This is a genomic window from Bradyrhizobium sp. AZCC 1610 (assembly GCF_036924515.1).
Classification (GTDB): domain Bacteria; phylum Pseudomonadota; class Alphaproteobacteria; order Rhizobiales; family Xanthobacteraceae; genus Bradyrhizobium.
The window spans coordinates 2,054,412-2,067,809 of the sequence record NZ_JAZHRR010000001.1 but is presented as its reverse complement, the minus strand read 5'-3'; the positions used below and the strand labels follow the sequence as shown (position 1 = coordinate 2,067,809).

Below are 13,398 nucleotides of genomic sequence, written 5' to 3'. Positions count from 1 at the left end.
GCTAAGCGTTTGCAATGCCGGCTACACGCAATCCTTCGACGAACCGATTGATGAAGCCCACATCATTGCAGAAGAAGAACTCCTGTCGCGCCGTTTCAATGTTGTAGTTTGGCTTGCGTTGCAGCAGTTCCGCAGCCACCGTTTCCGCCTGCGCCCGATCCCCGAGAAGTCCCAGCGACGCCGCAAGTGACGCAAAAGCCTGATAGGTAGCATTGGGCTGCCGTGTCGCCCGCCTCGCGAATTCGACCGCGATGTCATACTCGCCGAGGGAGAAGTGCGTCCAGGAGCGGACATGGTGGAAAGCAGAAATATGGCTGTCGCGCGGACTGAGCATGATCGCTCGATCGAGCAGCGTTTCCGCTTCAATCTCTCGTCCATACCAGAGTAAATTGAACCCTTGGGCGAAATAGGCCTGCGCAAAGCTTGGATTGAGCTCGAGGGCTACGTCGAGCGCTGCCAGCGCCTCGTCGTTCTGATGAGTCAGGCACAAAGCGCGTCCGAGCGCGCAGTGGCAGAAACAATCGAGCTCGTCGAGCGCCACCGCATGGCGCCCCTGGCGCAACGCGGTTTCCAGCCGCGCCGCGCGATCTTTCGGTTCGTCAATGAACGCGCGTTGCAGATTGACGTAGCTAAGCGCGCCATGGCCGCGCGCAAAACTTGGATCGGCCGCAATCGCCCGCTGAAAATAGGTTTCGGCCGAGTCGAATCCCGGCGTGGTGAAGCGCCAAAGATTCCATAGACCGCGCTGGTAGCAATCCCAGGCGTCCAGGCTTTCCGGCGCCTTGCGGGCGGCGAGCTGCTGCTCGACCTTCGACAGCTCGGGCTCGATCGTTGCAGCGATCTGCCGTGCCATCTCCTCCTGGATATCGAAGATATACTCCAGCTGCAGGTCGTATTTATCGGCCCACAATTGCTTTCCATCCGACGCGCGGACGAGCTCCGCCGTTATCCGCACAGCATCGCGGCTCTTGCGAACGCTGCCGACCATCACATACCTGACGCCCAGCAACTCGCCGATCTCGCGTGCATCCACCACTCGTCCCTGGAACGCGATAGTCGAGTGTCGCGAGATGACCGAAAGCCACCGGTTACGGGCGAGAAGGCGAATAATGTCCTCCGTCAACCCGTAGCTGAAGTAGTCGTTCTCGGGGTCATCAGACATGTTTCCAAACGGCATCACGGCGATGGACGATCGCGTGACGGCCTCCGCCTTTACAGATTCCGAGACGACATCATCAAGGCGGGACACTTCGGCAGAAACCGAGACGCGGCCTGGGACGCTGCCCGGCGCGTCGGGAACAAGTCGAGCGGCCTCCGCATCCGTTTTCGGCGCGTCAATGGCCTGAACATCGCCGACGAAGCGGAAGCCACGCTTGTGCAACGTCCGAATGAGGGCCTGGTCGTTTCCATTGTCGCCAAGCGCGCGCCGGGCGCCATTAATGCGGCTGGAGAGCGCCGCCTCGGAGATGATCCGGCCGTTCCAGATCGTCTCGATAAGCTCATCCTTGCTGACAATGCGGTCGTGGTTGCGCACCAGATGCACGATGAGATCGAATACCTGGGGCTCAATATGTACCGCTTCCCCAAGCCGGCGCAGTTCCTGCTGGCTGAGGTCGATCTCGAAGTCGGCAAATCGGTACTTTAATACCACTTCCGCTGATCCGACACGAGGCTCCGCCCTGCCAGGCGGTTCACGCTACAAAACGAAGCAAAAACAGTCGCTTCCGGAGGAAAAACAAAGGTCTTCTCAAGAATTCCGCCAAGCTGGAACGATCATCTCAATCTAACGACGGATCAATCATCGATCAATCGGAGGAGATGACCATGATCGGTCTGTTGCTCAATCCCACCAGCCCGAATGTTTCGCCAGAAGGTTTGTTGCCGCACAAAGGCGGCATTCGACCCGAGTGGATCGAGGCAAGCCGCGTCGCCAGCCCTCTTATCCTGCCCGCGCGCCTGAAGCGCCTTCTCAACGGCTGGATGGCCGCCGCCATCGCCTACCGCGAACGGCAAGCCGCGTGGCTCGCGTTGCACCGGGCTGGAGATCGCGACCTGCACAACAAGCGCATCTATCGCGGCCCGATCGATGACGCCCTCGAAAGAGCCGCGCAGCTGCACAAGCGGAGACGCCTCAAGCGGTCCTGAACAAAGCCATTGCCCAACGTGCAAACCGAGGAGATTAAGATGTCGATTACAATGCAAACCGGACCGAATGCGGCGCCTCCCGCCAGCGCCTCTCTCGCAACGAGGTTGCTCGCGCTTTGCTATGGCGGCCTCGCCTACCTGATTTTCTTCGGCACGTTTCTCTACGCGGTCGGCTTCGTCTCGGGATATGTCGTGCCCAAGACAGTCGATACCGGTTCGACGTCCTCGCTGACGACGGCCTTGCTGATCAACCTGGTGCTGATGTCGATCTTCGCCGTGCAGCACAGCGGCATGGCGCGGCAGGGCTTCAAGAAGCTGTTCACGCGCTTCGCCTCACCGGCGATCGAACGCTCTACCTATGTGTTGCTGGCAAGCCTGACGCTGATACTGCTGTTCTGGCAATGGCAGCCGATGCCAACGGTGGTCTGGAACATCGAAAATCCCGCCCTCGCCGGCGTCGTGACCGCGGGCGGCTTCCTGGGCTGGCTCATCGTGCTCTACAGCACATTCCTGATCAGCCATTTCGAACTGTTCGGATTGACGCAAGTGGTCGCGCATTTTGCCGGGCGCGCGGCTGAACCCGTCAAGTTCAAGACGCCGGGCCTGTATCGCCTGATCCGGCACCCGATCTATCTCGGCTTCATCATTGCCTTCTGGTCGACGCCGACGATGACGCTCGGTCATTTGCTGTTCGCTGCGGTGACGACGGCCTACATCTTCGTCGGCATCTATCTCGAAGAGCGCGATCTGGTGGCGATGTTCGGCGATGAATACCGGCGCTATCGCGAACGGGTGGCGATGCTGGTGCCCCGTCTGTTCTCGCGCCGCTGAAGAAGGCGCAGGCACCGGGCTGAGCCCGAATTCACCGCAAGTTCTGCCGGTCGCGCAAGCAACCGGCAGAATCCAGCCGTCCGGAGATTGCAGCGGTCGGCTACATTCCCATGATGGCGATGTCCTTGACCGTGCCGCTGACGCCGGCGATCTTTGCAGCCTCGGTCGCCTTTCCGGTGGCGAGGTCGATGCTGTAGAGCGTGCCGCCCGCCATCAGCCAGGCTTCGTTCTTGCCGGCGCCGTCGGACAAGATGTCGAATGCGACGCTATCCGCCTTGATGCCGAGTTTGCCGATCGCGCCGAGCACGCCATCATTCGGCGGCGCCTGTTTGATCAATCCACCGATGGTGCCGTCGATATTGAACAGCGCCGTCTCCTTTGCGCCCTTCACCGAATTGGTATAGGCCCCGGCGACGATGTTCGGCTTTTCGCCCTTGTGCATGTCGCCGTCGGCAAATTTGTGGTCGCCGTCCTTGGTCACCTTGCCGTCATCGACGTTCGCACGCAGGTTCATCCCGTCCGCGCCCATCACGCGCAGGCGGTCCGCGACCGGATTGAAATCCACCGTCGCAGCCACGCCCTTGGCAAGCATGGTGTCGAGCTTCGACTTCATCGTGGCCTTGCCGTCCATCGCAATGGTCACAATGCTGCCATCGTCGACCAATCCATAGAGCATGCCGTCGGCCGGACGGACGTCGATGCCGACCAGCGCACCGGAAATGCCGGTGACCTTGACGGACCCGGTCGCCTTCTTCTGCGCGGTATCGACCATTGCAATTGTGTCGCCGCCGATCAGGGCTGCGACCTGCGCGGCATTGGCGGCTGCGGATGACAGCAACAGTGCGGCCGAAGCGGCGAAAATTGAGCGAAAATTCATCGTAAAGCTCCCTGTGTTCCTTGATCCTCTCGGGACCAACACAGCGGGTACCGGCGGCGCGGCGAAACGGATGCAGCACACTGAAAATAATTTTCGGCACATGCATCCAAATGCCGCATCTCAAGGTAGAACAACTATGCAAGGGCATAGACATGACCGGAAATGGGACCATCGCCGCCAGCCTGCAGGCTCCCGCCCTGCTCGATCAGGAGCGCGAGGCGCAGCTTGCCGCGGCCCTGGCGCGTTGCGCGGCCGGCGACCGCACCGCATTGCGCGTGATCTACGACAGCGAGGCGCCACGCATGACCGGCATCGCCCGCCGCATCCTGTTCCGGCAGGACCTTGCGGAAGAGGCCGTGCACGACGCCTTTATCCGGATATGGCGGGGCGCGGCCGGCTTCGATCCGCGCCGCGGCAGCGCGCGCGGCTGGCTTTATGCGGTGGTGCGCAACCGCGCCCTCAGCATCCATCGCGATGAGCACCGCTATGAAGCATCCGATGAAGCCGTCCAGGATGTCGACTGCGAGGCCACCCTGTCGCGGATGCCGGAGAGCAGCGCGCTGCGCCGGTGTCTCGAGCAGATCGACCGCCCCCGCCGCGACGTGGTGGTGCTGGCTTATGTTCACGGCATGAGCCACGGCGAATTGGCGGGGAGGCTCAAGGTTCCGCTCGGCACGGTCAAAAGCTGGGTACGGCGCAGCCTCTTTGCGTTGCAGGAGTGCATGGGATGAACCCGCACGACGCCGATAACGCCATGGCCGCCGACTACGTGATGGGCCTCCTGGACAGTGCCAAACACGCCGCCGCCGAACAGCGCATCGCAACCGACCAATCGTTTGCTCAGGCTGTCAGCGCGTGGCGGGAACGGCTTGCGGACTTCGATCTCACGGCCGAGGAAACCACACCGAGCCCGGCGCTTTGGCAGCGCATCGCGGATGCAACCAAAATCGCGCCGATCGACGCCTTGCCCTCCGCACGCGCCGCGCTGCGTGGCGCCACACTGTGGGACAACATCCGGTTCTGGCGCGGTCTCGGTATCGGCGGCGCCTTCGCCGCGCTGTTTTTTGCGACGATCATGATCGGCGCGCTGGCGACGTCGCGCCAGCTTCGTCACGACATGATCGCCCTCGCCCAGCGCAAGCCGATTTACGTCGCCGTGCTGGTGAACGACACGACGAAAGAGGCCGGGGCCATCGTCAACGCGTTTTCGAACGGCCGTGTCGAGCTGATACCGCTACGGCCGATCGAGGTGCCTGCCGGCCGCACGCTGCAGGTTTGGACCTTGTGGGATCGCGCGATCGGCCCGAAATCGATCGGCGTCACCGGTCAGTCGCGCACGCTGCAGCTCGACCTGGAGTCGTTGCCGGAGACCGTGCAAGATCAACTATTCGAAATCACGCTGGAGCCGGAAGGCGGCTCGCCCATCGGACGACCGACCGGCCCGATTCTGTTCAAGGGCAACGCGGCACGGGCGTTGTAATGGTCGAGCCGTGCTGCTCGTACGTGACGGCAGCCGGTTTCAATTCTCAGCACCAACCCTTCTTCCAGTGACCGGGCGGGCAGCCACGGCCCCGCCAGCCGACCTTGCGGCCGCGGCTCCAACCAAACGGTCGATAGCCGTGTCCTCGGCCCCAACCATGGCCGTGGCCGCGTCCGCCCTTTACTTCGATCAGATCGGCGCTGACCCGGGCATCGTGCAACAATGGATGAGCCAAAGGCAGCGCTGTTGCTGGAGAAAGCAAGGCGATTGGCATTGTGAGCGCCATTCCCAAAAGTAGTTTACGCATGGACCATCCATCCCGGTTGAGTTGCGCAGATGTCAGAACAGGAAAAAATGGCAAGAGTTCCGCGCTTTTGAGACGGACCTTCAAAGCGCACCGAAATCTTTCGAAAAGCTGAAAACGAAACCAACCGGCCATTCGACGCCTATCGCGCGTGCTTGTTTTATCGTGCCTGCTTGACGAAGATCAGGCCGCTCACGGTCAGCCGCTCCTCACTGGTTTCCCCTTCGGCCACGAGCCCTTCAAGATAGGTTTCGAGTGCCGGCAGCTTGCGGTCGAAATCGGCGCCGAGACCCATGAGCTCGCACGTCTTCCTGATACGCTCAATGGGCTTGTCGAAAATGTCGATTTCGGTATGCATCCCGGCCTCCTGTTCCCGCAACAATCCAACGCGGCCATAGGAGTTCCGTCCTGATCCGGGAGGAGCCTGGAACTCTTCAGGCGGAAGAACCGCCGCCCACCAATGCCCGGAATACCCGCCTCACCTCGCCTTGCGTCTCGCGCACGCGCGCTTCCAGCGTCGAGAAGTCAGGCGTGTCGCCGGCGCGCGCCATCACGCGCAAGAGATTCTCGCCCGAGGTCTCCGGATTGAATTTTCCGGTGACGCAAAGCCGCAAAATCTGCGTCAGGTCGTGATAGAGCCGCGCTGCTGAGCGCAAAATCTCGGCGTCGGACTGCGGCAGCACGCCGAGGCGCGCGGCGTTGTCGAGCACCTGCAGCGTGGAGACGCTGAGGATTTCGGGTTTTTCCGAGGCATGAACGAGTTGCAGATACTGGGCGATGAAATCGATATCAACGAGCCCGCCGGCGGCGAGCTTGAGGTCCCAGATGTCGCCCTCGCCCTTTTCCAGCGCAATCGCCCGGCGCATGTCGGCGACGTCGCCGGCGGTGGAGACTGCGTCGCGCGGCCGCGTCAGCACGCTGCGGATGATATCCTCGATCTTCCGGCGAAACGCCGGTGAAGCCGAAATCGCCCGCGCGCGTGTCAGCGCCATGTGCTCCCAGGTCCAGGCTTCGCGCTCCTGGTAGTCGGCGAATGAATCGATCCGCGATGCCAGCGGCCCCGCACGGCCCGACGGGCGCAGCCGCATGTCGACGTCATAGAGCACGCCGTAATTGGTCCGCGTCGTGAACGCCGAGATCAGCCGCTGGGTCAGACGCGCGAAATATTGCGCGCCGTGCAGCGGTCGTTCGCCGTCGGAATCGGGATTGTCCGCGTCGAAATCGTACAGCAGGATCAGGTCGAGGTCGGAGGATGCCGTCATCTCGCGGCTGCCGAGCCGGCCCATCGCGAGGATCGCGGTCTCCTGCCCCTTGATGCGGCCGTACTGGGTGGCGAACTGATCCCTGACCAGGCCGTGCACAGTGTGCACGATGCCTTCGGCGACGTCGGCAAAGGCGACGCTGGCCTGCTGGGCCGATACCGTGCCGGACAGGATGCGCGTGCCGATCAGAAACAGGCTCTCCTGGCCGAACAGCCGCAGGCGGTCGAGGAAGTCTTCATAGGAGTCCGCGTCCTTTAGCGTCGCCGCCAGCCGCGCCGACAATTCCTTCTGGTCCGGCATCGCGCCGAAGAAACGCGGATCGATCAGGCCGTCCATGATCTGCGGCTGGCGCGCCAGCATGTCGCCGAGCCGCGGCGCCGCGCCGAGGATCAAGGCCACCAGCGCGACCAGCTCGCGGTTCTCTCTCAAGAGTGAAATCAGCCGGCCGCCGCGCTGCAAGGCGCCGAGAAAGCGATCGAACGCGGTCACGGCGTCGTCGGGATCTTCGGCGTGTGCCAGCCCGTCGATCAGGCCGGGGACGAATTCGATGAAGGCGGCCTTGGTCGCTTCGTTGCGGAGCGCGCGATAATTGCCCTGCATCCAGAGTTGCAGGGTGCCAGCCACCGCGACCGGCTTCTTGAAGCCGATCGTCGTCAGATGGTCGAGCAGGCGCGCATCCTCAGGACCTGCGGCGTAGTTGATCTGCGGCAGCTTCACCGTGCCGGTCGGATCGCCCTCGAACAGCTTGCCGTAATGCCCCTGCACGATGTTGAGATGGCCGAGCAGATCTTTCGCAAAGGCTGCCCGGCTCTCATAGCCGAAGAAGTTTGCAAAACGCTCCACGGCCTCGGCATCTTCGGGCAGCGCATGGGTCTGCTCGTCGCAGATCATCTGCAGCCGGTGCTCGACACGGCGCAGGAACTCGTAAGCATCAGTCAATTCGTCACAGGCCTGAAAGGTGATCCAGTTGCTGGTGGCCAAGACCTGCAACGCGTGCAGCGTGGGGCGCACCCGCAATTCTGGATGGCGACCGCCGGCAATGAGCTGTTGCGTCTGCGCGAAAAACTCGATCTCGCGGATGCCGCCGCGGCCGACCTTGACGTTGTGGCCTTCGACCGAAATCTCGCTCTGGCCGCGATAGGTCTGCATCTGCCGCTTCATGTCGTGGACATCGGCGAGCGCGGCAAAATCCAGATGCTTGCGCCAGACGAACGGCGAAAGCTCTGCGATCAACGCCTCGCCGGCCCTGGCGTCGCCAGCGCAAACGCGCGCCTTGATCATCGCGGCGCGTTCCCAGGTCCGCCCTTCCCGCTCGTAATAATGCAGCGCCGCCTCGGTCGAAATCGCCACCTGCGTCGAGGCCGGATCGGGCCGCAGGCGCAGATCGACGCGGAACACGTAGCCGTCGCCGGAGCGCTGCTGTAGCAGGCGGGCCAGCGCCTGCGTCACGCGCACGAAGAACGGCGCCGGCTCGATGTCGGCTACCAGCGACGTCGCGGCGGAATCGAAAAACACGATCAGGTCGATGTCGCTCGAATAATTCAGTTCGCCCGCGCCCATCTTGCCCATGGCGAGCACGATCAGGCCAGAGCCCTCCTCCGGCCGGTCGTGATTGACGGCCGTCATGCGGTCGCGCGTGACCTCCTGGCGCAGCAGGAAACGCAAGCCCGCCTGCACGGAGGTTACCGCAAGATCGGTTAGCGCCGCCGTCACCCGCATCACCGGCCAGACCCCGCCGATGTCGCACAGCGCGATCAACAGCGCGGCCTCCGACTTCATGCGGCGAAGCAGATGCATCACGTCGGCCTCGCCCGTGGCGGCGAGCACGTCGCGCGAGGTTTTCTCGATCAGCGAGGTGAGATGCTGTTCCGGGTCGCACGCCAGGAGGCGGATCAGCCGCGCGGCATCCGTGCGGATCAGGTCGAACAGGTATGGCGAGAACTCGACCATGCCGAGCAGGATGGTCCTGGCGAACGGACGATCGAGCCACGCGCCGATCTCGGCCGATTGCGCCGGCTCCAGTTCGGCGAACCAGTCTCCCAGGCGTTGTTCGGCGTTGCTGCTGGCGGTGATGCGCGGCCCGCTCACGAACCGCGCGGCCAAGGCGGAGGAATTCATGCCACCTTCTGTGGCACATCCGGCGTTTGGGCCGCAAGCCTGTCACCCGCGGCGGATAGCGCCGGGATGACCAGCGTAGCGGTCAGGCCGGGATGCGAATCGCCGAGCCGGAGTTCACCGCCGTGCAAGGTCGCCACCGCGGACGCCAGGCTGAGGCCGAGGCCGGAACCCGGCAGCGTCCGGCTCGCCTCCAGCCGCACGAACCGCTCGACCGCGTGCTTGCGATCGCCTTCGGGAATGCCGGGCCCATGATCGGTGACGCTGAACAGCACGTGGTCGCCCTCGCGCCGCGCCTCGATCAGGATCTCCCGGGTGCGCGCGGCGGCCGCAGGATCCAGCGGCTGCACCACCGGCGACGGCTTGCCGTATTTGATGGCGTTCTCGACCAGGTTGGCGAGCGCCTGGCTGATCAGCTCACGGTTGCCATGCAGCCGCGCGGTAGCAGCCTTGACGCGCAGCGTCATGCCGTCGTCTTCGGCCAGCGGCTCGTACAATTCGTGGATGCCCTTGGCGACGTCGGCCGCATCGAAATCATCCATGTTGCCGCGCGCCTGCCCGGACTCGGCGCGCGCGATCATCAAGAGCGCGTTAAAGGTGCGGATCAGGCCGTCGGATTCCTCGATGGTCCGTTCCAGCGCCGCGCGGTATTCGGCCTCGCTGCCGGAACTCGCCAGCGCCTCCTCGGCGCGGTTGCGCAGGCGCGTCAGCGGCGTTTTCAGGTCGTGGGCGATGTTGTCGGAGACTTCCTTCAGCCCCATCATCAGCGCCTCGATGCGCTCCAGCATGGCGTTGAGGTTTTCCGCGAGGCGATCGAGCTCGTCGCCGCTGCGTCCGACCGGCAGACGCCCGGAAAGGTCGCCGGCCATGATGCGCCTTGTGGTGCCGGTCATGGCGTCGATCCGCTGCAGCACCCGCCGCGCCACGAAGATGCCGCCGCCGATGCCGAGCACGATGACGACCAGCAGCGACCATTGCGCGGCGTTGGCGACGATGCCGAACAGCCGGCGGCGCTCTTCGAGGTCGCGGCCGACCAGCAGGCGGAAACCGTTGGTGAGTTCGGTGACGCGCACCAGCGCGCGATGATGCGCCGTATCCTGCTCGTCGAGCCGGCGATAGGCGGTCTCCGACCAGCCGAGCGAGGCCATCACGCCCGGCGCCAGCGAGCCGACATTGCCGGCGACCGCCACCCCTTCCGGCGTCGTGACGAGATAGAGGTTGGCGCCCGGCCGCAGCGCGCGGTTGGCGACTGTGAGGGCAACGCCGCGCAAACCGCGGCGCGTGTAGATGTCGTTGATCTCGGCGGTTTCGGCGTTCACCGTGGTGGTAATCTGTTCGTTGATCAACCTTCGCGTATTCCAGGCGAAATAGCCGACCAGCGACGCCGCAAACAGCGCAAACAGGAATAGATAGACCAGCGTCAGGCGAAACGCCGTGGTGCGGATCAGTTTACCGAAGGCCGTCACGGATCATGTATCCATTCTGAGCGTTGCGTCTGGTATCACTGACCGTCTCACGCTTTTTATTTCCTTTTATTTTCAGTATGTTACCTGCATGTGCTGTCGTCTTACTTCACTGAAGATCGCCGAACGCCGGCCGATTCTGGCGAAAAACTGGTAAGCTGACGCGGCTCTCCCTTCCAAAGCATCCGTGATGGTCACACATCCAAAGCAGCTCGATTTTGGAACAACTGACCATCACGACCGAGCATCCGTGACGGTAAGTGGTAAGCGGAAGGGGAACGTTAAAGTGGCACTCAATTCGAACCAAGTTAAATCCCTGCAAGCTGGCGTTCATGCGGACGGTGGGGGGCTTTATCTGGTGGTGCGCGAAAGCGGTGATCGGATGTGGGCCTTCCGCTTCACCGACCTCGAGGGCAAGCGGGCGCAGATGGAGTTCGCCAGGGCTGGCGACCGCGACAGCGCAAGCGGCGACGTTCTGACCCTCAGCAGCGCGCGCGAAAAGGCGCGCGACTATAAGGTCGCGTTGAAGCGCGAGAGCATCGATCCGCGCGTCAAGAAGCGGGCCACCGCTCAGGGCAGCAAGACGTTCAAGGAGTTTGCCGAGGAGCAGTACCCCGTTTGGTGCCAAGGGCTGTCCGAAGAGGAGTTGAAGCAGTGGCGGCGCTCCGTCCGGGACGTGCCGAGCCTGCACGACAAGAAGCTCCAGGAGATCACCACCGAGCACGTGTTGGAGGCGCTCAAGGCGATCTGGACCGTGAAGCCGGTTACAGCGTCACGGACGCGCCAGCGGATCGAGCGGCTGATGGACGCGGCCAAAGCATTGAGACTGCGCACGGGCGAGAACCCGGCGGCATGGCGCGGCAACCTCAAACACCTGCTGCCGTCGCCCCGCAAGCTGAATCGTAAGAAGGGGCATCGGTCCGCGCCATACACGAAGATGCCGGGAATGATGACAGGGCTGCGCTATGATCTCGGCAACGCCGCGCGTTGCACAGAGGTCGGCATCCTCACCGTGTCGCGGAGCCAAGAAATCCGGCTGATGGAGTGGACGGAGCTCGACTTCGAAGCAAGGACGTGGATGGTTCCGGCTGAGAAGATGAAGATTAAGGGCGAGCTAGAGCCGAAGCCGCATCTCGTCCCGCTGGCAGATCAGGCCATCGAGATCATCCAATCGATGCCGCGAACGGATAAGTACGTGTTCCCCTCCGACCACGCCGAGCAACATCAGCCGTTCCGGGCGAACGCGCTTGTGGGGGCCATCGAGCGCACTGCCGTCAAATCTACCATGCATGGCTGCCGCACGAGCTTCCGAAATTGGGGCGCTGACAACAAGGAACACAATTTCCGCCGCGAAGTGCTTGAGTTCTGCCTGTCGCACCGCGTCGGCGATGAGGCTGAACTGTCGTATTGGGACAGCGAGATGATCAAGCGACGCCGCGAGGCGCTGCAGGCGTGGGCTGATTTCATTAAGCCGCGCAAGAATGCGTCGGGCGAGCAGCCACCCGAAAGAAAGCGGCAAAAGCTCAAGCTGGTCGCCTAACCAAGCAAGCCGCCCTCCGGGGCGGCTTTTTATTTCCACACTGCAGATTTCGCCCCAGCCCTTCTTCGTTGAACCGCGCGCCAAGTGACCCGTGGCCTGTGCCTCGGTGGTTCTTAGCCCAGTCCAACGTCTCACGAAGATCAACTACAACTCGTGTAACTTCAACGATGGCCTGCCCGTCACCGTCCGGTTTGCGCGGATGGTTGGGATGTCCTCACCATGGGGTCGGCGAAGGGAGAGGAACGGCAGCCGTTCAAGTTTTATGTGTGAACGCGCGTCAGGATCCTGCGAGCGGCGCAGTGCATTGGTAGTTCGTCATGATCCGTTTTGATGAAGGCAAGCGAAGCTGCTCCTCGAATACGATGTCGTTTACCCTCTTCGAAGCGCGCAGTATCAATTTTGTAACTATGGTGTATCCTGAATCTATGCACGTCGATTGTCGACTTGCATCGAGCCAACTTTTGGGATCACGGAGGGCAACATGGCCAAGAAAGCGAAGAAGGCAAAGAAGGCAAAGAAGACAGCCAAGAAGAAAAAGAAGTAGCCGTTCAGCGAAGCCTCTTACTATCCGGATAGCATCTGAGGTCCGTTACGCCCTTTGCGCCACGGACAGGCCGCAGCTTTCGCCGACAGAATATCCGCGCAACGACCAGTCAGGCCGGACCATTATGCAGATGGCTGCTGCATAACGGTCCGGCTTTTCTTTAGGCTTGATCGAGCTGTCGCGTTATTGCTCGCGCCGGATACTGGACGACTGTAGCTCAGGTTTGCTTCGAGCAAACGATTGGCGGCCATAGGCGATGCTCGCCTGTCGGAATGGCGTTGCACGTCAGCTAGGTAATCGATGGGACGGTAGGCGCACCAAGGCTCGAACCTTGGGACCCGATGATTAAGAGGCATCCTATTCGCATTGATATCTCAAGGGAATTTTTCCAACTGAGCCAAAATCCGTTCATTGCAGATCAATGGCTTACAGTGAAGAAGCCAACCGTTAGAGCGCGTAACGGTGGGCGGATCGACGCGTCCGAGTCGCCGGGCTATATCGCGAGACCCACTATCGTAGCACACCTGGGAATGGGAACAGCGCTTTCCAAACGCGCCTAAAAATTCGGCCCCGAACAGCGCCTTCTGTATAACGGACTCAGTGCTTTCAGTCCTGACCGCGGCCGGACGAATCGGGCGTCTGAATGGCGGAATCAAAATCAGTTTGATTATTCAATGATTTCAAGGCGCGTTTGGAAGAAAACCGAAAAATGCGCAGTAGCAATTTCAATAGCTTGGCTGCCGTTTCCAAATGAAAGCAGCCGTTTCAGGCAACTTGAAACGATCGATTCGGCAAAGCGGCTGCTGTCGAAGTTCGTGCCCTATTCAACTATGCTTA

11 protein-coding genes are annotated in these 13,398 nt (G+C 62.1%); 5 read left to right on the top strand and 6 right to left on the bottom strand.

What is annotated here, in order from left to right:
* Nucleotide 1 precedes the first annotated feature (1 nt).
* Nucleotides 2-1,651, bottom strand: a complete 1,650-nt coding sequence (locus V1279_RS09810; RefSeq protein WP_334434763.1) for a winged helix-turn-helix domain-containing tetratricopeptide repeat protein — start codon at nt 1,649-1,651, stop codon at nt 2-4.
* A 173-nt stretch (nt 1,652-1,824) separates the two neighbouring features.
* On the opposite strand from V1279_RS09810, the gene V1279_RS09805 reads away from it, so the two are divergent.
* Both V1279_RS09805 and mddA read left to right on the top strand, forming a co-directional pair.
* Nucleotides 1,825-2,145, top strand: coding sequence for a hypothetical protein (locus V1279_RS09805; protein ID WP_334434760.1), 321 nt, complete (start codon nt 1,825-1,827; stop codon nt 2,143-2,145).
* Nucleotides 2,146-2,184: 39 nt separating this feature from the next.
* Complete coding sequence (mddA, locus tag V1279_RS09800) at nt 2,185-2,976, top strand: methanethiol S-methyltransferase (protein WP_442894748.1); 792 nt, start codon at nt 2,185-2,187, stop codon at nt 2,974-2,976.
* Between the two features lie 100 nt (nt 2,977-3,076).
* Here mddA and V1279_RS09795 read toward each other — a convergent pair whose 3' ends face one another.
* Nucleotides 3,077-3,853, bottom strand: a complete 777-nt coding sequence (locus V1279_RS09795; protein WP_334434758.1) for a DUF4394 domain-containing protein — start codon at nt 3,851-3,853, stop codon at nt 3,077-3,079.
* Nucleotides 3,854-3,963: 110 nt separating this feature from the next.
* Between V1279_RS09795 and V1279_RS09790 the strand changes: the two genes are divergently transcribed.
* Both V1279_RS09790 and V1279_RS09785 read left to right on the top strand, forming a co-directional pair.
* Nucleotides 3,964-4,584 (top strand): sigma-70 family RNA polymerase sigma factor, encoded by a 621-nt coding sequence (locus V1279_RS09790; RefSeq protein ID WP_442894747.1) that lies wholly within the window; start codon nt 3,964-3,966, stop codon nt 4,582-4,584.
* Nucleotides 4,581-5,333, top strand: a complete 753-nt coding sequence (locus V1279_RS09785) for an anti-sigma factor (protein ID WP_334434755.1) — start codon at nt 4,581-4,583, stop codon at nt 5,331-5,333. Before V1279_RS09790 ends, V1279_RS09785 begins: the two co-directional genes overlap by 4 nt.
* Before the next feature lie 46 nt (nt 5,334-5,379).
* On the opposite strand, the gene V1279_RS09780 is transcribed toward V1279_RS09785, so the two are convergent.
* The 4 genes from V1279_RS09780 to V1279_RS09765 form a co-directional block, all read right to left on the bottom strand.
* Nucleotides 5,380-5,772, bottom strand: a complete 393-nt coding sequence (locus tag V1279_RS09780) for a hypothetical protein (protein ID WP_334434752.1) — start codon at nt 5,770-5,772, stop codon at nt 5,380-5,382.
* A 25-nt stretch (nt 5,773-5,797) separates the two neighbouring features.
* Nucleotides 5,798-5,995 (bottom strand): hypothetical protein, encoded by a 198-nt coding sequence (locus tag V1279_RS09775; RefSeq protein ID WP_334434750.1) that lies wholly within the window; start codon nt 5,993-5,995, stop codon nt 5,798-5,800.
* 76 nt (nt 5,996-6,071) lie between these two features.
* On the bottom strand, nt 6,072-9,017 hold the full coding sequence (locus tag V1279_RS09770) for a bifunctional [glutamine synthetase] adenylyltransferase/[glutamine synthetase]-adenylyl-L-tyrosine phosphorylase (protein WP_334434747.1): 2,946 nt from the start codon (nt 9,015-9,017) through the stop codon (nt 6,072-6,074).
* Nucleotides 9,014-10,480, bottom strand: a complete 1,467-nt coding sequence (locus V1279_RS09765) for a sensor histidine kinase (protein WP_334434744.1) — start codon at nt 10,478-10,480, stop codon at nt 9,014-9,016. Before V1279_RS09765 ends, V1279_RS09770 begins: the two co-directional genes overlap by 4 nt.
* Before the next feature lie 283 nt (nt 10,481-10,763).
* On the opposite strand from V1279_RS09765, the gene V1279_RS09760 reads away from it, so the two are divergent.
* Complete coding sequence (locus V1279_RS09760) at nt 10,764-12,017, top strand: tyrosine-type recombinase/integrase (RefSeq protein ID WP_334434742.1); 1,254 nt, start codon at nt 10,764-10,766, stop codon at nt 12,015-12,017.
* Nucleotides 12,018-13,398: the final 1,381 nt, after the last annotated feature.